Origin of the sequence: Phenylobacterium sp., from assembly GCF_028290885.1 — a bacterium.
Lineage (GTDB): Bacteria > Pseudomonadota > Alphaproteobacteria > Caulobacterales > Caulobacteraceae > Phenylobacterium.
The window spans coordinates 1-19,979 of the sequence record NZ_JAQGIZ010000187.1 but is presented as its reverse complement, the minus strand read 5'-3'; the positions used below and the strand labels follow the sequence as shown (position 1 = coordinate 19,979).

General features: G+C 69.5%; 16 protein-coding genes and 1 tRNA gene. 5 read left to right on the top strand and 12 right to left on the bottom strand.

Annotated features, from left to right (window positions below):
* From JWP28_RS12745 to JWP28_RS12730, 4 genes are all read right to left on the bottom strand, one after another.
* Positions 1-191 (bottom strand): 2-dehydro-3-deoxygalactonokinase (locus JWP28_RS12745; protein WP_299543400.1); only part of this gene is annotated, 191 nt, incomplete at its 3' end.
* Between the two features lies 1 nt (position 192).
* The gene (locus tag JWP28_RS12740) at positions 193-945 is read right to left on the bottom strand and encodes an SDR family oxidoreductase (protein ID WP_299543398.1); all 753 of its coding nucleotides are present in this window, start codon (positions 943-945) and stop codon (positions 193-195) included.
* On the bottom strand, positions 945-2,669 hold the full coding sequence (locus tag JWP28_RS12735) for an IlvD/Edd family dehydratase (RefSeq protein ID WP_299543396.1): 1,725 nt from the start codon (positions 2,667-2,669) through the stop codon (positions 945-947). Before JWP28_RS12735 ends, JWP28_RS12740 begins: the two co-directional genes overlap by 1 nt.
* Positions 2,670-2,745: 76 nt before the next feature.
* Positions 2,746-3,600, bottom strand: a complete 855-nt coding sequence (locus tag JWP28_RS12730) for an SMP-30/gluconolactonase/LRE family protein (RefSeq protein ID WP_299543394.1) — start codon at positions 3,598-3,600, stop codon at positions 2,746-2,748.
* A gap of 159 nt (positions 3,601-3,759) precedes the next feature.
* On the opposite strand from JWP28_RS12730, the gene JWP28_RS12725 reads away from it, so the two are divergent.
* From JWP28_RS12725 to JWP28_RS12710, 4 genes are all read left to right on the top strand, one after another.
* Positions 3,760-3,993, top strand: a complete 234-nt coding sequence (locus JWP28_RS12725; RefSeq protein WP_299543392.1) for a hypothetical protein — start codon at positions 3,760-3,762, stop codon at positions 3,991-3,993.
* A 138-nt stretch (positions 3,994-4,131) separates the two neighbouring features.
* Complete coding sequence (locus tag JWP28_RS12720) at positions 4,132-5,427, top strand: family 1 glycosylhydrolase (RefSeq protein WP_299543391.1); 1,296 nt, start codon at positions 4,132-4,134, stop codon at positions 5,425-5,427.
* A gap of 8 nt (positions 5,428-5,435) precedes the next feature.
* Positions 5,436-6,515, top strand: a complete 1,080-nt coding sequence (locus JWP28_RS12715; RefSeq protein WP_299543389.1) for an aldose 1-epimerase — start codon at positions 5,436-5,438, stop codon at positions 6,513-6,515.
* A 68-nt stretch (positions 6,516-6,583) separates the two neighbouring features.
* A complete protein-coding gene (locus tag JWP28_RS12710; protein WP_299543388.1) occupies positions 6,584-6,814 on the top strand; it encodes a hypothetical protein in 231 nt (76 codons plus the stop codon).
* Here JWP28_RS12710 and JWP28_RS12705 read toward each other — a convergent pair.
* The 5 genes from JWP28_RS12705 to JWP28_RS12685 form a co-directional block, all read right to left on the bottom strand.
* Complete coding sequence (locus JWP28_RS12705; RefSeq protein ID WP_299543386.1) at positions 6,811-8,262, bottom strand: glutamate synthase subunit beta; 1,452 nt, start codon at positions 8,260-8,262, stop codon at positions 6,811-6,813. The two genes, JWP28_RS12710 and JWP28_RS12705, sit on opposite strands and share 4 nt — an antisense overlap.
* A gap of 27 nt (positions 8,263-8,289) precedes the next feature.
* A complete protein-coding gene (gltB, locus tag JWP28_RS12700) occupies positions 8,290-12,942 on the bottom strand; it encodes a glutamate synthase large subunit (protein ID WP_299543384.1) in 4,653 nt (1,550 codons plus the stop codon).
* Positions 12,943-13,108: 166 nt separating this feature from the next.
* A complete protein-coding gene (locus JWP28_RS12695; protein WP_299543383.1) occupies positions 13,109-14,713 on the bottom strand; it encodes a hypothetical protein in 1,605 nt (534 codons plus the stop codon).
* Positions 14,714-14,719: 6 nt separating this feature from the next.
* Positions 14,720-16,162 (bottom strand): MBOAT family O-acyltransferase, encoded by a 1,443-nt coding sequence (locus tag JWP28_RS12690; protein ID WP_299543381.1) that lies wholly within the window; start codon positions 16,160-16,162, stop codon positions 14,720-14,722.
* Between the two features lie 32 nt (positions 16,163-16,194).
* A complete protein-coding gene (locus JWP28_RS12685) occupies positions 16,195-16,899 on the bottom strand; it encodes a hypothetical protein (protein ID WP_299543379.1) in 705 nt (234 codons plus the stop codon).
* A 174-nt stretch (positions 16,900-17,073) separates the two neighbouring features.
* On the opposite strand from JWP28_RS12685, the gene JWP28_RS12680 reads away from it, so the two are divergent.
* Positions 17,074-18,351 carry a DUF418 domain-containing protein gene (locus tag JWP28_RS12680; protein WP_299543378.1) on the top strand — a complete coding sequence of 426 codons (1,278 nt, stop codon included), beginning with the start codon at positions 17,074-17,076 and terminating at the stop codon, positions 18,349-18,351.
* 24 nt (positions 18,352-18,375) lie between these two features.
* Here JWP28_RS12680 and JWP28_RS12675 read toward each other — a convergent pair.
* The 3 genes from JWP28_RS12675 to JWP28_RS12665 all read right to left on the bottom strand — a co-directional run.
* Positions 18,376-18,452, bottom strand: a tRNA-His gene (locus JWP28_RS12675).
* Positions 18,453-18,517: 65 nt separating this feature from the next.
* Entirely contained in the window at positions 18,518-19,357 is an 840-nt protein-coding gene (locus JWP28_RS12670; RefSeq protein ID WP_299543377.1) for a LytTR family DNA-binding domain-containing protein, read from the bottom strand.
* 143 nt (positions 19,358-19,500) lie between these two features.
* Positions 19,501-19,979: energy transducer TonB (locus tag JWP28_RS12665; protein WP_299543375.1), on the bottom strand; the 479-nt coding region annotated here is incomplete at its 5' end.

Sequence of the window (19,979 nt, the reverse complement as noted above, 5' to 3'; positions counted from 1 at the left end):
GCGGGCAGGCTCTGTGCGTCGAGGCTGGGCCGCACCTCGGCCTCGAAACGCCGGGCAGCCTCGCCGGGCGCAAGCTTGGAGACCCCGAGCGGGAAGTCCCGCTGGGCGACCACTGCGCCGCTCTCGTCCAGCGTCCAGGCGCGCAGGTTGGTGGTGCCCCAGTCGCAGGCCAGCAGCGCCGCGGTCCCCATCTCAGGTGCGTCCGGCGTCCACGACCATGTTCTGGCCGGTCATCATGCGGCTGTCGTCGGCGGCGAGGAACAGGGCGGCGCGCGCGATGTCCTCGGGCATGATGCGGTCCTTCAGCGCCACCAGCTTCAACCACGCAGCCTCCGCCTCCGGGGTCAGCCACAGCGCCAGCTGGCGCGGCGTGACCACCCAGCCGGGCGACAGCGCATTGACCCGGATACGGTCGGGGCCCCAGGCGTGGGCCAGGCTCTTGGACAGCGAATTGATCGCTCCCTTGGCCGCCGAATAGGTCGGCAGCTCGGCGGGGCCCAAGAGGGCGTTGATCGAGCTCAGATTGACGATCGAACCGCCGCCGGCGTCGCGCATCATCAGATAGACCGCCGTGGCGGCGATGAAGGCCGGATCGAGGTTCACCGCCAGGCCCTTGCGCCAGGCCTCCGGGGTGACCTCGGCGGCCACCTGGCGGGTGTCGTTGGCGACATTGTTGATCAGCACCGTGACGGGCCCAAGCGCGGCGGCGGCGTCGCGGATCGAGGCCTGGAGAGCCTCGGCGTCGGTGACGTCGCAGCGCCGGAACCAGGAGGTGTTCCCGAGCTTGCCGGCCAGCGCCCGGCCCGCCGCCTCGTCCAGATCGACGAAGGCGACTTTGGCGCCCTGGTCGTGGAAGGCCTGCACGAACGCCGCCCCGATCCCCGAGGCCCCGCCGGTGATGAACACCGTGCGGTCCTTCAGGCTCGGATAGCTGGCGAAGGCCATCAGTGCGACTCCCGGGTCACGTCGGCGCTGGACTTGCCGACCAGGAAGTCGAGGTCGACGCCGGTGTCCGCCTGCAGCACGGTGTCGATGTAGAGCCGGTACCAGCCGCGCATGTACTTGGACGGCTGGCGGGCGGCTTCCCACTCGTGGCGGCGAGCGACCAGCTCGACCTCGCCGACCAGCAGCTCCAGCGAGCGGTTCGGGCCGTCGAAGGCGATCTCGTCGCCGGTCCGCACCAGCGCCAACGGCCCCCCCGCCTCCGCCTCCGGCGCCACGTGCAGGATCACCGTGCCATAGGCGGTGCCGCTCATCCGCGCGTCGGAGATGCGGACCATGTCGGTCACGCCCTTCTGCAGGAGCTTCCGCGGCAGGGCCATGTTGCCGACCTCCGGCATGCCGGGATAGCCCTTGGGACCGCAGCCCTTGAGCACCAGGATCGAGGTCTCGTCGACCTCCAGATCCGGGTCGTCGATGCGCGCGTGGTAGTCCTCGATGGTCTCGAAGACCACGGCGCGGCCGCGGTGGGTGAGCAAGCCGGGCGTGGCCGCGCTGGGCTTCAGGATCGCGCCTTGCGGGCAGAGGTTGCCCTTCAGCACCCAGACGCCGGACGAGGGGCCGATGGGCGCCTCCAGCGTGCCGATCACCTCGCGGTTCCAGACCTTGGCGGCGTCGGCGATCTCGCCCTGGGTCTTGCCCGAGACGGTGACCGCGTCGCGGCGATAGAGCGGGCCGAGCTCCTTCGCCACTGCCGGCGCGCCGCCCGCGTAGCAGAAGTCCTCCATCAGGTACTTGCCGGACGGCATCAGGTTGACCAGCAGCGGGGCCTCGCGGGCGATCTCGTCGAAGTCCTTCAACGTCAGCGGCACGCCCAGCCGGCCGGCCAACGCCAGGAGATGCACCACCGCGTTGGTCGAGCCGCCGATGGCTGCATGCATCAGGATGGCGTTCTCGAAGGCGGCCCGGGTCATGATGTCCGACGGCTTGATGTCGTCATTCACCAGCTCGACGATACGATTGCCGCTCAGGTGGGCCAGCACCTTGCGGCGCGAATCCACGGCCGGCAGGGCGGCGTTGTTGGGCAGGGAGATGCCCAGCGCCTCGGTCAGGCTGGCCATGGTCGAGGCCGTGCCCATGGTGTTGCACACCCCGGTCGAGCGGCTCATGCCGGACTCGGCGCTGAGGAACTCCTCCAGGCTCATCTCGCCGGCGCGCACGGCTTCCGAGAAGCGCCAGACGTCGGTGCCGGAGCCGATGTCGCGGCCCTCGAACTTGCCGTTCAGCATGGCCCCGGAGGAGACGAAGATCGCCGGCAGGTCGACGCTGGCCGCGCCCATCAGCAGCCCCGGTGTGGTCTTGTCGCAGCCGCCCAGCAGCACCACGCCGTCGATCGGATTGGCGCGGATCGACTCCTCGACCTCCATGGCCAGCAGGTTGCGGAACAGCATGGCCGTCGGCCGCATCTGGGTCTCGGGCAGCGACATCGCCGGGAACTCGATGGGCACGCCGCCGGCCTCCCAGACGCCGCGCTTCACGAAGTCGGCGAGTTCGCGCAAGCCCACCTGGCAGGTGACCAGCTCCGACCATGTGTTGGCGATGCCGATGATCGGGCGGCCGTCGAAGACGTGGTCCGGCAGGCCGGTGGCCTTGATCCAGCTGCGATGGATGAAGCCGTCGCGGTCGTGCTTGCCGTAGCTTCTCTGGCTGCGCAGCGGTCTTTTGGTCATGCGTGGAAGACCCTTTGGCTTGAGCGATGCTTGCCTGGAACTCGCCAGATAAGCCAGGGTTCAGGCTCGCGGCGCCTCACCCTTCAAAGAGCGGCAACGCCAGTCCTTTCACGCCGGTTTCGATGGCGAAGAGGTCGCCGGCCAGCGGCTGGCGCGCGCGGGCGTCGGGCGAGAGCTCGTCCGAGGCGCTGGTGACGTAGAGCGTGGTCATGTCCTCGCCGCCGAAGGCGCAGCTGGTGGGCTGCTCCACCGGCATGGGGATGACCTGGTCGATCCGCCCGTCGGGGGCGTAGCGCACCAGCCGCCAGCCGCCCCACTGGGCGTTCCAGAGATAGCCGTGGGCGTCTACCGCCGAGCCGTCGGGACTGGCCGGCGCGCCGCGCGTGTGGGCGAACATCTCCAGCTTCGAGAGGTCGGCCATCTGGTGGGCGAAGATCGTCTGCAGCTTGGAATCGGCCATGAACAACCGCTTGCCGTCATGGCTGACCGAGATGGTGTTGGGGATGTGGATGCCGGTCAGCACCTGCGTGGTCTCGAACCCGGGCGTCGTGCGGTAGACGGAGCCGGGCCGCTTGCCGCCGTCGTCGTCCATGGTGCTCCACCAGAAGTTCCCCTCCAGGTCGATCTTGCCGTCGTTGGTGCGGAAGCCCGGCGGCAGCTCGATGGGCTGGACGATCTCCAGGGTCCCCGCGTCGGGATCGCAGACCGCGAGGCCCTTCTCGGTGGCGATCAGCAGGCCGCCCCGCGTCCTCGGGGCTGCGGCGCTTGCGCGCAGGGGCAGGTCGAAGCCCCCGCGGGCGTCGGTCTTGGGCTCGTACCAGGCTAGGCGCCTGCCCTTGATGTCGAACCAGTAGAGCCGGCCCTCCCGGAGCGACCAACAGGGCCCTTCCCCGAGGCGATCGTCGGATTTCACTACGCAACGCACGTCCATCCGGCGCCTCCGCTATTGCATGACAAGAATCGTGGAACAGTGCGACGTGGAAGCTTCAGTCGGGGATGCGACAACCTGACGTCAGCGTTTCGGTTCCGTTCAGAGTCTCGGGTCTACTATTCTAAGCGACAGAATCGGGAGGGGTCCCAGGAGATGTCGTTGTCCAGCTACTCAGATGTGTTCGCGATCAATCATGATCGCGAGTACGACGAGGAAATCTCCCCCGGAGACCTCGTCAGGACCGGACCGAACCTGTTTCCGCATTTCGAGGTCCTGGCCGTCCACGGCGACAAGGCCTGGGTGCGTAACACCGCCAACGGCTCCGACCACCTGGCGCTGGTCTCCAGGTGCCGCAAGATCAACGGCGCGCCGCTGGCCCAGGCCGCCGAATAGTCGCCTCTCCGCGCTAGACTCGGCTGACACTCCGCCATGCCGTCGACCGAGTGAACCGGGGCCGCGCCGCTGTGTTCTATTAGGTCGGGGCGCCGACGCTCGCGCGTAATTCCGGGAGGACCGGCCATCGCCGCATTCATGTTCGCCACGGGGGTCGAGAACTCCATCCCCACGATCAAGGGCGGTAGCGTGCGCGTCGACCAGATGGAATCGTGCGGCCACTACCGCCACTGGCGCAAGGACTTCGACCTCGTCGAAGAGATGGGCATCCGTTTCCTGCGCTACGGTCCGCCGCTGCACACCACCTTGATCGGTCCGGACAAGTTCGACTGGGAGTTCGCCGACGTCACCTTCGGCGAGCTGCGCCGACGCGACATCGTGCCGATCGTCGACCTCTGCCATTTCGGCGTCCCCGACTGGGTCGGCAATTTCCAGAACCCCGACTTCCCCGAGATCTTCGCCCGCTACGCCAAGGCCTTCGCGCAGCGGTTTCCCTGGGTGCAGGTCTACACGCCGGTCAACGAGATGTTCATCTGCGCCCAGTTCTCGGCCAAGTACGGCTGGTGGAACGAGCAAGGCACGACGGACCTGACCTTTGTCACCGCGCTGAAGCACATCGTCAAGGCCAACGTGCGGGCCATGCAGGAGGTGCTGAAGATCCGCCCGGACGCGATCTTCATCCAGAGCGAGTCCTCCGAGTATTTCCACGCCGAGAACCCGGCCGCGATCAAGCCGGCGGAGATCGAGAACTCCAAGCGCTTCCTGTCGCTCGACCTGAACTACGGCCACCGGGTCGACTCCGAGATGTACGAGTACCTGCTCGACAACGGCATGACGCGGGACGAGTACCACTTCTTCCTCGGCAACTCGCTGGCCCACCACTGCATCCTGGGCAACGACTACTACTGGACCAACGAGCACCGGGTGTCGGCGGACGGCGGCAGCCGGGCGTCTGGAGAGATCTTCGGCTACTCGGAGATCACCCGCCAGTACTACAACCGCTACCGCCTGCCGGTGATGCACACCGAGACCAACATCGCAGAGGGGCCGAACGGCGACGAGGCGGTGAACTGGCTCTGGAAGGAATGGGCCAACGTGCTGCGGGTGCGCAATTCCGGCGTGCCGACCGTCGGCTTCACCTGGTACTCGCTCACCGACCAGATCGACTGGGACGTCGGCCTGCGCGAGAACAACGGCCGCGTGCATCCGGTCGGCCTCTACGACCTCAACCGCGAAATCCGGCCGGTGGGCCGCTCGTACAAGCAGCTGATCCGTGACTGGGGCGAGGTGCTGCCGACCCAGAGTGTGTGCCTCGCCGTGCCGATCGTGCCGCCCTCCGAGCATGAAGACGCCAGCGCCGAGCGCCAGCGCTCCGAGGCGCGCAAGTTGCGGAAGGTCGAGCTGGAGGACAACCTGACCGGCACGCTCGACTAGGGCCGGCCATGGACGACACCCTGCGGATCGGCGGCCTGCCCCTGGTCCGGCTCCGCGCGCTGGATGCGCCCGCGGCCGGGCCGGCCTTCGTCGAGGCCACGGTCCTGCCGGGCCGGGGCATGATGCTGCTGCAGGCGCGGCTGCGGCTGGCGTCCGGCGGGGTGGTGGACGCCCTCTCCGCCCCCGATCCGGAGGCGGCGGCGCGCGAGCTCGACGGCGGCCCGGACGACTTCGTGGGCAACAAGGCCTTCAGCTTCGGCGGGGCGATCCTGGCGCCCTACGCCAACCGCATTCGCGGCCGCGAGGTCGAGGGCGCGCGCGAGATCGAGACCACGGTCGCCGGCCACACCGTGCGCCTGCCCCGCAACTGGGGCGGCAAGGCGCAAGGCGCCGAGCAATACGCCATGCACGGCCTGATCCTCGACGCTGCCGTCCCCTGGCGGCAGGAGGCGCCGGACCGGGTGACAGGCCGGCTCGAGGCGGCGGATTTCGGCGGCCGTTGGCCGGGCCGGGCGGTTCTGGACTTCGAATGGCGGCTGCAGGGCGGCGCGCTGACCCTGCGGGTGACGGCGCGCAACGCCGGCGCCGATCCGCTGCCGATGGGGATCGGCTGGCACCCCTACTTCGCCCTGCCGAGCGGCGACCGGCGGAAGGCGCGCCTGCGGCTGCCAGCGCGGTCGCGAGCGCTGGTGAACAACTACGACGAGGTGCTGCCCACCGGGGCTTTGGAGCCCGTTGCGGGCGGCCCCTACGACTTCTCGCCGCCGGACGGACGCGCCCTGGGCGCTGCCTATCTCGACGACTGTTTCACCGACCTGCAGCGCGAGGGCGGCCTGACCGTGGCGGAGGTCCGCGACCCGGCGTCGGACCTGGGCCTGAGGATCGCCTCGCCCTCGCCGCAGGTGGGCGCGATGCAGGTCTATGCGCCGCCGGACAAGGCCTTCGTGGTGGTCGAGCCGCAGTTCAACCTGGCCGATCCCTACGGCGCGGAATGGGACAGGCGGGACACCGGGATGGCGCTGATCCCCGCGGGCGCCTCTGTCGCCTATGAGGTGGCGGTGACAGCCTTCACCCTGGGAACCCGCTGACTCCGCAGCCCGTTCGCTCCCGCATGCACAAAGGGGATCAGACCCCCGGATCGACCCCCGCGGAGGTCGTGCAGTTCGACGACGCCCTGCTCGACTCCTGCGGTCCGGAGCTGCGCGCGGAGTTGCTCACCGAGGCTTCGATGCTGGCGCGGGCCTTCGCGCCCGAAGGCCGCGCCGAACAGCTTCGGGCCATGGCCGAGACGCTCGCCTCCGGGGCCCGGGACCAGGAGATGGACCGCACGCGGGCGCGTCAGCTGGCCTGCGCGCTGCGCTGCCTGGCGCGTCGGGGCCGAACCTAACGCGGCAGCTTCGACGCGCCCATCAGCGCCTCGTCGACGGCCCGCGCGCACTGCCGGCCCTCACGGATCGCCCACACCACCAGCGACTGGCCACGGCGCATGTCGCCGCAGGCGAAGATGTTGCGGACCGAGGTCTGGTAGTTGGCGACGTTGGCCGCCACGTTGCCGCGCGGGTCGAGCTCGACGCCGCCGCTCTCCACGACGCCTGTGGTGCGGGGGCCGGTGAAGCCCATGGCCAGGAGAACGAGGTCGGCCTGCAGCTCGAAATTGGAGCCCTCGACCTCGCGGATCTGCATGCGGCCGTCGGGCCCGGCCACCCAGTCCAGGCGCACGCATTCCAGCGCGGTGATGCGGCCGTCCTTGCCGACCGCGCGCTTGGTGGCGACCGCGAAGTCGCGTTCGCAGCCCTCCTCCTGGCTCGACGAGGTGCGTAGCTTCAGCGGCCAGTCGGGCCAGGTCAGCGCCTTGTTTTCCCGCTCCGGCGGCTGCGGCATGATCTCCAGCTGGGTGATCGAGGCCGCGCCCTGGCGGTTGGAGGTGCCGATGCAGTCGCTGCCGGTGTCGCCGCCGCCGATCACCACCACGTGCTTGCCGGCCGCCGAGATCGTGCCTGTGGGCGCGGCGATCGCCTCGCCGTCGCCGGCGTTGCGCTTGTTCTGCTGAGTGAGGAAATCCATCGCGTAATGCACGCCGTCGAGCTCGCGGCCCGGGACCTCAAGGTCGCGGGGGGCCTCCGCGCCGCCGGCCATCACCAGCACGTCGTAGTCGTCCAGCAGCCGCTGCACCGAGACATGCACGCCGACCTCGAAGCCGGCGCGGAAGATCACGCCCTCGGCCTCCATCTGCCGGACGCGCCGGTCGATGAGGTGCTTTTCCATCTTGAAGTCGGGGATGCCGTAGCGCAGCAGGCCGCCGATGCGGTCGGACTTCTCGAACACCGTCGGCGCGTGGCCGGCGCGGGCGAGCTGCTGGGCGCAGGCCAGGCCCGCGGGGCCCGAGCCCACCACCGCGATCCGCTTGCCCGTGCCGCGCGGCGACATCTGCGGGGGGATCCAGCCCTCTTCCCAGCCGCGGTCGACGATCTGGCATTCGATCGTCTTGATGGTCACCGGGTTGTCGTCGATATTCAGCGTGCAGGACGCCTCGCAGGGCGCGGGGCAGACGCGGCCGGTGAACTCCGGGAAGTTGTTGGTGGACTGCAGGTTGTCCAGCGCCTGGCGCCACTGGTCGCGGTAGACCAGGTTGTTGAAGTCCGGGATCTGGTTGTTGACCGGGCACCCCTGGTGGCAGAACGGGATGCCGCAATCCATGCAGCGCGCCGCCTGGCGGCCCACTTCGGGCTGCGGCAGCGGCTGGACGAATTCCTTCCAGGTCTTCAGGCGCGAGCCCACCTTATCATAGGTGCGGTCGTGGCGCTCGATCTCGAGGAAGCCGGTGGGCTTGCCCATCGGGATTGGTCTCCGGAACTTAGAGGGCTATTCCGCGGCGACGGCGGCGGCCGTCCCACGGTCGGAGGCGAGCTCCTGGAGCGCGCGGCGGTAGTCGGCCGGCATCACCTTCACGAAGGAGCCCAGCGCCTGGTCCCAGTTGCCCAGGATCTCGGCGGCGCGCGCGCTCTTCGTGTGCAGGTGATGGCGCTCGATCAGGATGCGCAGCCGCTCGGCGTCGAAGCGCAGCATGTCGCCCATGCCGCTATTCTCGACCGAAACCGGCCGCTGCTTCGGACGCTGCGGCTCGTCGGCCTTATTGGCGGGGCCGGGCGCAGCCGGAGCCACCCGCTCAAGCTCCACCATGGCCTTGTTGCAGAGGTCGCCGAAGCGGCCGGCCGGGTCGTAGACGTAGGCTATGCCGCCGCTCATCCCCGCGGCGAAGTTGCGGCCGGTGTCGCCCAGCACCACCACCACGCCGCCGGTCATGTATTCGCAGCCGTGGTCGCCCAGGCCCTCGACCACCGCCACCGCGCCGGAGTTGCGCACGGCGAAGCGCTCGCCGGCCACGCCCTCGAAATAGGCCTCGCCGGCGATGGCGCCGTAGAGGACGGTGTTGCCGACGATGATGTTGCGGGTGGGCTCGCGCCTGGCCTCCGGCGGCTGGCGCACCACCACGCGACCGCCCGAGAGGCCCTTGCCCACATAGGCGTTGGCGTCGCCGATCAGCTCCAGCGAGACGCCGCGCGCGGCGAAGGCGCCGAAGCTCTGGCCGGCGTTGCCGCGGAAGGTCAGCGAGATGGTGTCGTCGGGCAGCCCCGTGTGGCCGTAGCGGCGCGCCACCTCGCCGGAGAGCATCGCCCCCACCGTGCGGTTGACGTTGCGCACCGGGTATTCGCCGCGCACGGGCTTGCCGTCGTCGAGCGCGGCCTTGGCGTCCTCGATGATGACGTTGTCCAGCGCCTTGCCCAGCCCATGGTCCTGCCGGTCCTGGTTCCAGAGGCCCTTCGCGGCTTCCGCCGGGGCGGCGTAGAGGATGCGGCTGAGGTCGATGCCCTGCGCCTTCCAGTGGTCGACCGCGGGATTGAGGTCGAGGCGGTCGACGCGGCCGATCATCTCGTTGACCGTCGCAAAGCCCATCTCGGCCATGATCTCGCGCAGCTCTTCGGCCACGAAGAAGAAGAAGTTGATCACGTGCTCCGGTTGGCCGGTGAAGCGGGCGCGCAGCACCGGATCCTGCGTCGCCACCCCCACCGGGCAGGTGTTGAGGTGGCTCTTGCGCATCATGATGCAGCCTGCGGCGATCAGCGGCGCAGTCGCGAAGCCGAACTCGTCGGCGCCCAGCAGCGCGCCGATGGCCACGTCGCGGCCGGTCCTCAGGCCGCCGTCCACCTGCACGGCGATGCGGGTGCGTAGCCCGTTGAGCAGCAGGGTCTGCTGGGTCTCGGCCAAGCCGATCTCCCAGGGCGAGCCGGCGTGGGTCAGCGAGGTCAGCGGGGAGGCCCCCGTGCCGCCCTCGAAGCCAGATATCGTGACGTGGTCGGCGCGCGCCTTGGCGACGCCGGCGGCCACGGTGCCGACGCCCACCTCCGAGACCAGCTTCACCGAGATGCGGGCCGCGGGGTTCACGTTCTTCAGGTCGTGGATGAGCTGCGCCAAGTCCTCGATGGAATAGATGTCGTGGTGCGGCGGCGGCGAGATCAGACCGACGCCGGGCGTCGAGTGGCGCACGCGGGCGATGTTCTTGTCGACCTTGTGGCCCGGCAACTGGCCGCCCTCCCCGGGCTTGGCGCCCTGGGCCATCTTGATCTGGATGTCGTCGGCGTTGACCAGGAACTCGGTGGTCACCCCGAAGCGGCCCGAGGCCACCTGCTTGATGGCCGAGCGCATGGAATCGCCGTTCGGCAGCGGCTTGTAGCGGTCGGATTCCTCGCCGCCCTCGCCGGTGTTGGAGCGGCCGCCGACGCGGTTCATGGCGATGGCCAGCGTGGTGTGCGCCTCGCGGCTGATCGAGCCGAAGCTCATGGCCCCGGTGGCGAAGCGCTTGACGATCTCGGCCGCGGGCTCGACGTCCTCCAGCGGGATCGGCGTCGCGGCGGGCTTCAGGCGCATCAGACCGCGCAGGGTCAGCAGTCGCTCGGACTGTTCGTTGATCTCGCGCGCGAAGGCCCGGTACTCGCCCGGCAGGTTGCCGCGCACGGCGTGCTGCAGGCGCGAGACCGAGTCCGGCGTCCAGGCGTGCGTTTCGCCGCGCAGGCGCCAGGCGTACTGGCCGCCGACGTCGAGCATCGTCTGGTAGATCGGGTTGTCGCCATAGGCGTCGCGGTGGCGGCGGACCGCCTCGCCGGCGATCTCCGCCAGGCCGACGCCTTCGATCGTCGAGGCGGTGCCGGTGAAGTACTTCTCGATCAGGCCCGAGGACAGGCCCACGGCATCGAAGATCTGCGCGCCGCAATAGGACTGGTAGGTGGAGATGCCCATCTTGGACATCACCTTCAGCACGCCCTTGCCGATCGCCTTGATGTAGTTCTTGCGCACCTCGTAAGCGGACTGCGGCAGGCCGTTCTCGATCCGTAGCTGCTCCAGGGTCTGGAACGCCAGGTAGGGGTTCACCGCCTCGGCGCCGTAGCCCGCGAGCACGCAGAAATGGTGGACCTCGCGCGCCTCGCCCGTCTCGATCACCAGGCCGGTCTGCATGCGCAGGCCCTGGCGGATCAGATGGTGGTGCACCGCCGCGGTGGCCAGCGCCGCCGGGATCGGCGCCCGGTCCGGACCGGTCTCCCGATCCGAGAGGATCAGGATGTTCATGTCGGCCAGCACGCAGTCGGTGGCCTCGCGGCACAGCCGTTCGAGCGCCGGCTCCAGGCCGTTGGCGCCTTCGGAAGCCGGCCAGGTGGCGTCGAGCGTCGCGGTGCGGAAGGCGCCGTCGAGCAGTTCGTTGATCGCCCGGATCTTGGCCAGATCTTCGTCGGTGAGGATCGGCTGGGCGACCTCCAGCCGCTTGTGCGTCCCCGCCTGGCGGCCGAGCAGGTTCGGACGCGGCCCGATCATCGAGACCAGGCTCATCACCAGCTCCTCGCGGATCGGATCGATGGGCGGATTGGTGACCTGGGCGAAGTTCTGCTTGAAGTACTCGTAGAGCAGCTTCGGCCGGCGCGAGAGCACGGCGATCGGCGTGTCCGAGCCCATGGACCCCACCGGGTCCTCGCCGGAACTGGCCATGGGCTCCAGGAAGAAGGCGAGATCCTCCTGGGTGTAGCCGAAGGCCTGCTGCCGATCGAGCAGGGTCGCCGGATCGTTGGCGAGCGGCGCCTCGGGTTCGGCGGCCAGCGCCAGCTCCTCCAGCTTGAACTGGGTCTCGGACAGCCACTCTTCATAGGGCGCGGCCTCGGAGAGGGATCGCTTGATCTCCTCGTCCTCGATGATGCGGCCTTCTTCCATGTCGATCAGCAGCATCTTGCCGGGCTGCAGGCGCCACTTGCGGACGATGCGCTCCTCGGGGACGTCGAGGACGCCGACCTCCGAGGCCATGATCACATGGTCCTGGTCGGTGATGATGAAGCGAGCGGGCCGCAGGCCGTTGCGGTCCAGCGTCGCGCCGATCTGGCGGCCATCGGTGAAGGCCACAGCGGCCGGCCCGTCCCAGGGCTCCATGAGCGCGGCGTGGTACTCGTAGAAGGCCCTGCGCTTGGCATCCATCAGCGGATTGCCGGCCCAGGCCTCGGGCATCAGCATCATCACCGCCTGGGCGAGCGGATAGCCGCCCGCCACCAGCAGCTCGAGAGCATTGTCGAGGCAGGCGGTGTCGGACTGGCCGTGCGGGATCAGCGGCCACATCTTGTTGAGGTCGGGGCCGAGCAGGTCGCTTTCCATGGAGCGTCGGCGCGCGTTCATCCAGTTCACGTTGCCGCGCACGGTGTTGATCTCGCCGTTGTGGGCGATGAACCGGTAGGGGTGCGCCAGGCGCCAGGACGGGAAGGTGTTGGTGGAGAACCGCTGGTGGACCAGCGCCAGCGCCGACTCCGTCAAGGGGTCCGTCAGATCCTTGTAGAAAGAGCCCACCTGGGGCGCCAGAAGCAGGCCCTTGTAGACCACCGTCCGCGTCGACAGCGACGGGATGTAGAGCTCTGTCAGGCCCGGCAGGTTGCGTTTGACGGCCAGTTCCCGGAGCGGGTTCTGGGTCTGCTTGCGCACCGCCAGCAGCTTGCGCTCGTGGGCGTCCTGGTCGCGGACGTTGGGCCCGCGCCCGATGATCGCCTGGCGGATCACCGGCATCTGCGCCAGCACCGCCTCGCCCAGGCCCGTGGTGTCGGTCGGCACGTCGCGCCAGCCGATCAGCGGCTGCTTCTCGACGGCCAGGAAGTGCTCCAGCTGGGCGCAGGCCATGGCGCGCGCGGCCTCGTCCTGCGGCAGGAAGCACATGGCGACCGCATATTCCCCGGCCGCGGGCAGGGTCAGGCCCTGCCCTTCCGCCCAGGCGCGCAGCAGGGCGTCGGGGATCTGGATCAGGCAGCCGGCGCCGTCGCCGACCAGCGGGTCGGCGCCCACCGCGCCGCGGTGGTCGAGGTTGACCAGGATCTGCAGGCCGGCCTCGATCACCTCGTGCGATTTACGGCCCTTGATGTTGGCCACAAAGCCCACGCCGCACGAGTCATGCTCGTTCGCCGGATCGTACAGTCCCTGCTTCCGGGGGAACCCCATAACGTCCTCTCAAACCAAGCGCTCTACCCACGCCGAAACGCGGCCGAACCTCCCATTTTTGAGAAGCAGACCGTGATCGAGGGCATTTACCCGGCAAGATCGCCCCTTGTCGATGGGCCGAAAGCTGAAGCTGAGGAAGATTTTTCTAATGCCCGCGGCGGGGCGCCTAAGGCGCCGCGACCGTCGGCTTGCCCGCGCATCCGATCCAGCCCGCGCCCGCGCGGCGGTAGAGGGTGAGTGTGTAGACGCCGACCGGCAGCTTGCGGATGTAGAAGGTCCTGACAAAGCCGCTCTGCTCGCCGAACGGGTTCTTGTAGTAGGCCGCGACGTCCGGTCGCCGCTTGTCCATGCGGAGCTGGCCGACGAAGGCGCCGCCCGGGCCCTTCAGGACGATGAACCCCTCCGGCGCCGTGATCTGCGTGCCGAGTTCCGAGAGCCAGCCGGAGGTGGCGAAGGTCGCCTCCCCGCCCTGGCCGGGCGTCAAGGTCGCGAGTTCGACATTGCAGTTCCCGGAAGTCTGCGCCGAGGCGATGATCGCGGCCGTCTTGGCGTCAGGCGGGAGCAGTGTCGGCATGGCGGCAGCCTGCGGCGCCGGACGCGGCGGGGCCACCGAGCCGAGCACCCGGTCGATGCGCGCGACAGCTTCGGCGGAGGCCGGCGGGCCTTCCCCTTCGCCCAGCCGCACGCCGGATTCGATGACCTCCCAGATCACGATGTTGGGCTTGAAGCGGTCGATCAGGTCCTGGCGCCAGAAGCCGTCCTGGTTGTGGGACAGCACGATGCGGCTGAAGTGCGGGAGGAGGAACGGCAGGAGCTCGTTGGAGAACGAATCCCGCGTCATCAGGAGCACCGGCTTGCCCACCCCCCCGGTGTCGATCACCTGCGGCCCGGTCCAGTCGACCTTCGGGCTCAGATAGGTGATGCGGCGCCTGGCCTCGCCCGGCAGGTTGTCGAGATGCGGGTAGTCGAGGCGGACGAAGCTCGCGACCCCCAGCATCAGCGCCATGTCCCGCGGCACGAGCGCGAGATCGACCTTCTGGAAGTCGGAGAGGGGCTTCGGACCATCGGTGAGGCCCATGGCGTGCAGCCGGTTCATCAGGCCGACGTAGCCGGCATAGGCGCCGTAGCCGGTCCAGTGGGTGTCGTGGGCGCTGAAGGTCTTCTGGCCGGCGTCGGTGGCCTGCTTGACCTGCGGGTAGAGGTAGAGCACCTCGCCTGCGCCCGTGGCCCGGGCCAGTTTCGGCAGGGCGATCGATGCCCGCTCGGGGCTTGGGCCGTGGTACCAGGCCGGGCCGTGCTGCGGGTAGGTGGTCTCTTTCGACGGCGGCGTGACGATGAGATAGGGCGCACCGTGGGCGCGGGCGTACTCGGTGCGGCCCGCGAGCGTGATCAGCCAGCTCCTCTCCTGAGGCCCGAGCAGGGGCGGATCGCCGCGCGCGCCGCCCAGGTGCGTGTCGTCGTCGTAGAACAGCCAGCCGTCACGGCCGACGATCACTCGGCTCGACCCGCTGACGCCGGCCGTCAGGCGCAAGAGGTTGAGCACGCCGATCAGGTACGGGCGGATCGGGAAGCGGTCGGCCACATAGGCGTCGGCGGCCTTGCGGAAGGCCTTCACGTCCTCGATGCGATTCGGCCAGGCCGGGCGCTGGGCCAGCACCCGGTTCTCCTGGATGCCCGGCGGCCGCATCCACAGCGGCGCGAGCCACGCCGCGGCCATCAGGACCAGGATGGTCCCGACCAGCAGCCGCCAATGGAGGCGTGGGGCGTTCACCGGTCTTCAGAACCTGAAATAGAGGAAGGGGTTGAGGGTCGATCCCACCAGGATCGCGATGGAGATCACGAAGCCCGCCGCCAGCAGCGGGATCGGCAGGGCGTACACGCTGCGGGTCTCCAGGCGGCCGGGCAGGTCGGGCCTGGGCGGCTCGGCGCGGCGCGCGCGCAGGCGTTCCATCAGCGCCGGGAGGAGCGGCGCCGCCAGCAGCGTCCCCGCGGCCAAGGCTGCGACCGACTGGGCGTTCAGCAGGATGGAGAGTGCGGCGTCAGGCGCCAGGAACCGGCCCGGCTGGGCCATCGCGGCCAGGTAGTGCAGGGCGTCCGGCAGGCTGTCGGCGCGGAAGAACACCCAGCCCACCATCACCACCAGCACGGCGTAAAGGCGCCGCAACGGCCGGGGCGCGGCCTGCAGCGCGCGTCCGAAGCCGAACCGCTCCAGCATCAGGAAACCGCCGTGGTACAGCCCCCAGACGATGAACCGCCAGGCCGCTCCGTGCCAAAGGCCGGTGAGGAAGAAGACGATCAGCAGGTTGCGGACGGTCTGGAGCTGGCCGCCCCGGTTGCCGCCCAAGGGGATGTAGACGTAGTCGCGAAACCAGGACGACAGGCTCATGTGCCAGCGCCGCCAGAAGTCGGTGATCGACTGGGCGGCGTAGGGGTAGTCGAAGTTCTTCGGGAAGGTGAAACCCAGCAGGAAGGCCAGGCCGATGGCCATGTTCGAATAGCCGCAGAAGTCGAAGTAGATCTGTAGGGTGTAGGCCCAGACGCCCAGCCAGGCGGTGGTCGCGTCGAGGCCTAAGAGGTCGGCGGCGAAGGCGTGGTCGGCCAGCGGCGCCACGGTGTTGGCGATCAGCACCTTCTGGCACAGGCCGACGATGAAATACTGCACGCCGAGGCCGATGTGGGCGGTCTTGCGCCGGTCGCCGTGCATCTCGTCGCGGATGTCGGCGTAGCGCACGATGGGCCCGGCGATCAGGTGCGGGAACATCAGGATGTAGGCGGCGAAGCGGGTCAGGTCGCGCTCCACCTTCACCGAGCCGCGGTGCACGTCGATGGCGTAGCTGACCAGCTGGAAGGTGAAGAACGAGATGCCGAGCGGCAGCGCCTGGTGCACCTCGGGCAGCGGCGCGTTGGGCAGCAGCCGGTTGAGGTTATGGGCCAGGAACTCGGAATATTTGAAGAAGCCCAGCACTGCGAAATCGACGACCACCAGGCTGGCCAGGATGGCCACCCGCCGCCGCCGATCCACAGTCGCGTCCACCCAGCGTGAGCCTGTGTAGTTCAGGCCGATCAGGCCCAGCAGCAGGAAGACGTAGGCCCCCTCGCCCCAGACGTAGAAGGCCGCGCTGCCGGCCAGCAGCGCGCCGGCCCGCCAGCCCGAGACGTAGTAGCCGAGCAGGAAGAACGGCAGGAAATAGAAGATGAAGATGACCGAACTGAAGACCACGCCCTAAGCCCCTACCCTCCCCGTCGGCGCGATCAGGATTTCGGTGCGGGGGTCTTGGGCGCCGCGGCCGGAGCCGCAGCCGCGACAGGCCCAAGCGCGGCCGGATCGGGGCTTTCGGCGATGGCGATCTGATGGATGAGAAAGGCGCCGCCGGGTTTGTCCTCCACGTCCAAGCGGATCTGGTCGATGGTCGACTGCGTCCAGTCCGGCGCGCCCGCCGCCTGGCGGCTCATGTCGTAGACGAGCGTGGTGGTCTCACCCACATGGGGATCGGCGCCGAAGAGCGGCTTGCCGAGGAAGTTGATCGTCTCCGGGTGGTTGACGGTCGAATAGTAAAGCGCGCCGTCCCAGGCGGCGGCCGGCGCCGTCCGGGTCAGGCGAACGAGCACGAGCGGATACTGCCCGCCAGGCACGTTCAGCCCGCGCGGCGAGCGGATCGTCGGGTCGGCCATGGTCACGGCGATGCCCTGGCCGGGCGCGGGCGTGATTCTGCTGCCCATCGCGGTGAAGCCCTCGGTCGAGCCGTCGAAGGTCCAGAGCTTGACGGTCTTCAGGGGCTTGCCGCCGAGCTCGAAATCGCCCGCGGCCGCGTTCCACCGGACCGGGCCGGCGCGCTCGACCGTGGGTTCGGCCGCCGCAGGGGCTCGAGCCTTGTCGGCGGGGCGATGGCACGCGGCCAGCAGGGCTGACGCCGCAACCAGGGCCACCGAGGGGCCGATCCAGGACTGGCGCTTCACCGGGCGGTCTCCGTCAGCAGCGGCCGCGCGGGCGGCCGGAATCGACCTGAGGTTTAGCATGGCCGCGCTCGCGGGCCATGCCGCCCGGCTGCAAAACGCAAGCGCCGGCGCCCGTTGACAGCCGTCGAGGAGCGCTCATCCTCGGCGACCGAGGATATCCGGGGGAGGTTTCAGATGTCGGCGACGAACGCGGCGGCGGCCGAGCGCCATGTCTCCATCGACGCGGTGCGGGGCTTCGCGGTCCTGGGCATCCTGCTGATGAACATCGTGGGCATGGGCCTGCCGTCCTTCGCCTACCTCGACCCGACCTACGCCGGCGGCTCGACGGGAGCCGACCTGTGGACCTGGGCGGTCAACAATGTGCTGACCGACGGCAAGATGCGGGCGCTCTTCACCATGCTGTTCGGCGCGAGCGCCGTGCTGATCGCGCAGCGGGCTGAGGGCAACCAGCCCGGGCCGGCGCAGACCCATTACCGGCGGATGTTCTGGCTGTTCGTGTTCGGCATGGTCCACGCCTACTTCCTGTGGTGGGGCGACATCCTGGTCACCTACGCAGTGGCCGGCCTGTTCATCTTCCCATTCCGCAAGCTCGACGCCCGGGTCCAGATCGGGGTGGGCGTGGCCATCCTCGCGGCCCTGCTGACCAAGAACGCCATCGAAGCCAACCAGCTGATCGCGTTGCACGACGCAGCGGCGGCGCCCGGCGCGTCGGCGGCGGTCGTGAAGGCCTGGCAGGAGGCGTCGCAGAGCATCATCGTGCCGCCAGGCATGAAGGCCGCCGAGCTGGCCGGATTTGGCGGCGGGTTCATGGACGCCCTGAAGGCGCGCACCACCATGTCGCTGCTCATGCAGCTGGTGATTGCGCCGCCCGACGCCCTGCCTGAGGCCATCGGCCAGATGTTCGTCGGCATGGGCCTCTTCCGCCTGGGCTTCTTCACCCTGGGCTGGTCGAGCCGCGCCTATCTGGCGATGATCGCGGTGGGCTATCTGATCGCCGCGCCGGCCACCGCCTGGGTCGCCATGCGGATCTACCAGGACGGGTTCGAGCCGCTCTCGCTGCATCGCTGGGAGGTGTGGCAGCAGGTCTCGCGGCCGCTCATCGCGCTGGCCCACGCCAGCGTGCTGCTGCTGATCGTGCGGTCCGGCGCGGCGCAGGCCCTTGTAGACCGGCTGGCGGCCGCCGGGCGGATGGCGTTCAGCAACTACCTGATGACCTCGATCATCACGACGCTGGTGTTCTGCGGCTTTGGCCTGGGGCTTTACGGCAAGCTGTCGCGGTTCCAGGAGCTGGCGGTCGTGGCCGGCGTCTGGGTGTTCATCCTGGCCTGGAGCAAGCCCTGGCTGGCGCGCTTCCACTACGGGCCGTTCGAGTGGGCCTGGCGCTCGCTGGTGCGCTGGAGGCCGCAGCCGTTCGTGCGCCGACGCCCGGGCCCCGCCACCGCTCCGGCCTAAGACGGGATGCGGGGCGCTTCGCGATGGTACCGCCTCCCTGGCTTGAACAGGGGACCTCTAGATCCACAATCTAGCGCTCTAACCAACTGAGCTAAGGCGGCGCATCGCGAGGGGCGGTTCTAGTCGGGCGCCGGCTATCGATCAAGCCGTCGGCGCCGCCCAAGGTTCAATCGGCGAGCAGGGGACGGCGATAGCGGCGGCTGCCGGCCAGTTCGCGGCCGTCGCGCAGGCGCACCAGGAAGTCGCCGGTGGGCTTGGACTCCACGGCCGCCACGGCTTCTCGCCGGACCAGCCGCGAGCGATGGATGCGCACGAAGCCCGCGGTCTGCAGCCGCCGCTCCATCTCGGCGAGCGAGGCGCGATGCAGCAGGCCTGCGCCGCCGCGGTGCAGCTCCACATAGTTGCCCGCCGCCTCCACCCAGACGACGTCGGCGAGCGGCACGAAATGCCGCCGGGCGCCGTCGCGGACCTCCAGCACGTCCGGGGGCGACGCCGCCGCGGCCTGGGGCCTAGCCCGCAGCCGCCGCCAGGCCACGTAGATCGCGACGATGGCGGCATAGACCAGCAGGTCCTTGCGCAGCTCGTACGGCCAGTCGCCGAGCGGGCCGAAGGCGTCGTAGTAGCGGTTCAGCGCCGCGTAGATCGCCCAGCGGATGGCGCCGATCGCCAGCACGTGGACGAGGGAGACGCCACACGCCGCGACCAGATGGATCGCGAGCTTGGGCAGATAGGGCGGGTCGGCGGGCCAGACGCGCCGGACCAGGGCCAGGATCAGGGGCGAGAGCGACAGGAAGACGAGGCCACTCGATCCCTCCCAGACCATCGGCTCCCACAGTTCGCGCGGACGGCCGGCGCGCTTCAACTCGTCAAAGATGTTGAGCGCGTTGAAGGACAGGAAGACGAGCAGGACGGCCGCGGTGATCGCGATGAACAGCAGGTTCCCGCGCGCGTCGGGGTCCCGCGCCCCGGAGGCCGGATCGGCCTGGCGGTCTTCAGCTTGGCTCACCGTCGCCCCATCCTCCCCGCCCGATCACACGACGCGCCGCAGCATGGGTCGTCGGCGCGCCCCTGTGAAGGGACCTTTCGGACAAAGAAAAAGCCCCGGAGGCTCGCGCCGCCGGGGCTTGATCCTGGTCCGTTCGCAGCGGGTCAGCCCTTCGGCAGGACCCACCGGAGCGGGATGCGAACCGTGCCGCCGTCGACGGGCGCGCCGTCCTTCGACAGCGGGCGCATCTTGAACAGCTTGCTCGCCTTGATCGTCGCGTCGCCGAACCCGGCCTCCGGCGGGCTTTCGGACACCACCGAGCAATTGTCGAGGGTGCCGCGCGCGTTCACCGTGCAGCTGATGGTCGCCGTGCCTTCGATGCTCATGCGCGAGGCCCGTTCGGGGTAGTAGCGCGAGAGCGCCTCGGCATCCGGCTTCCGCGACCAGTCGGGCTGGGTGATGACCGACTCGCGAACCGGGGTCGGCGGCGGCGGGGCCGGCGGCTTCGGTTCCTCGATGCGGTGCTCCACCGGCGGAACCGGCAGCGGCGGGATCGAGGGCATGTCGGGCACCGCGACCGGCGGCCGGGGCTGCAGCTTCGGGGGCGGCGGCGGCGGCGTGTTCGGCGGCGGCGGAGGCGGCG

What these genes read in the sequence shown, in the direction of transcription:
- JWP28_RS12740 (WP_299543398.1), bottom strand. Translation starts at nt 945, where the DNA reads ATGGCCTTCGCCAGCTATCCGAGCCTGAAGGACCGCACGGTGTTCATC.
- JWP28_RS12735 (WP_299543396.1), bottom strand. Translation starts at nt 2,669, where the DNA reads ATGACCAAAAGACCGCTGCGCAGCCAGAGAAGCTACGGCAAGCACGAC.
- JWP28_RS12730 (WP_299543394.1), bottom strand. Translation starts at nt 3,600, where the DNA reads ATGGACGTGCGTTGCGTAGTGAAATCCGACGATCGCCTCGGGGAAGGG.
- JWP28_RS12720 (WP_299543391.1), top strand. Translation starts at nt 4,132, where the DNA reads ATGTTCGCCACGGGGGTCGAGAACTCCATCCCCACGATCAAGGGCGGT.
- JWP28_RS12715 (WP_299543389.1), top strand. Translation starts at nt 5,436, where the DNA reads ATGGACGACACCCTGCGGATCGGCGGCCTGCCCCTGGTCCGGCTCCGC.
- JWP28_RS12705 (WP_299543386.1), bottom strand. Translation starts at nt 8,262, where the DNA reads ATGGGCAAGCCCACCGGCTTCCTCGAGATCGAGCGCCACGACCGCACC.
- gltB (WP_299543384.1), bottom strand. Translation starts at nt 12,942, where the DNA reads ATGGGGTTCCCCCGGAAGCAGGGACTGTACGATCCGGCGAACGAGCAT.
- JWP28_RS12680 (WP_299543378.1), top strand. Translation starts at nt 17,074, where the DNA reads ATGTCGGCGACGAACGCGGCGGCGGCCGAGCGCCATGTCTCCATCGAC.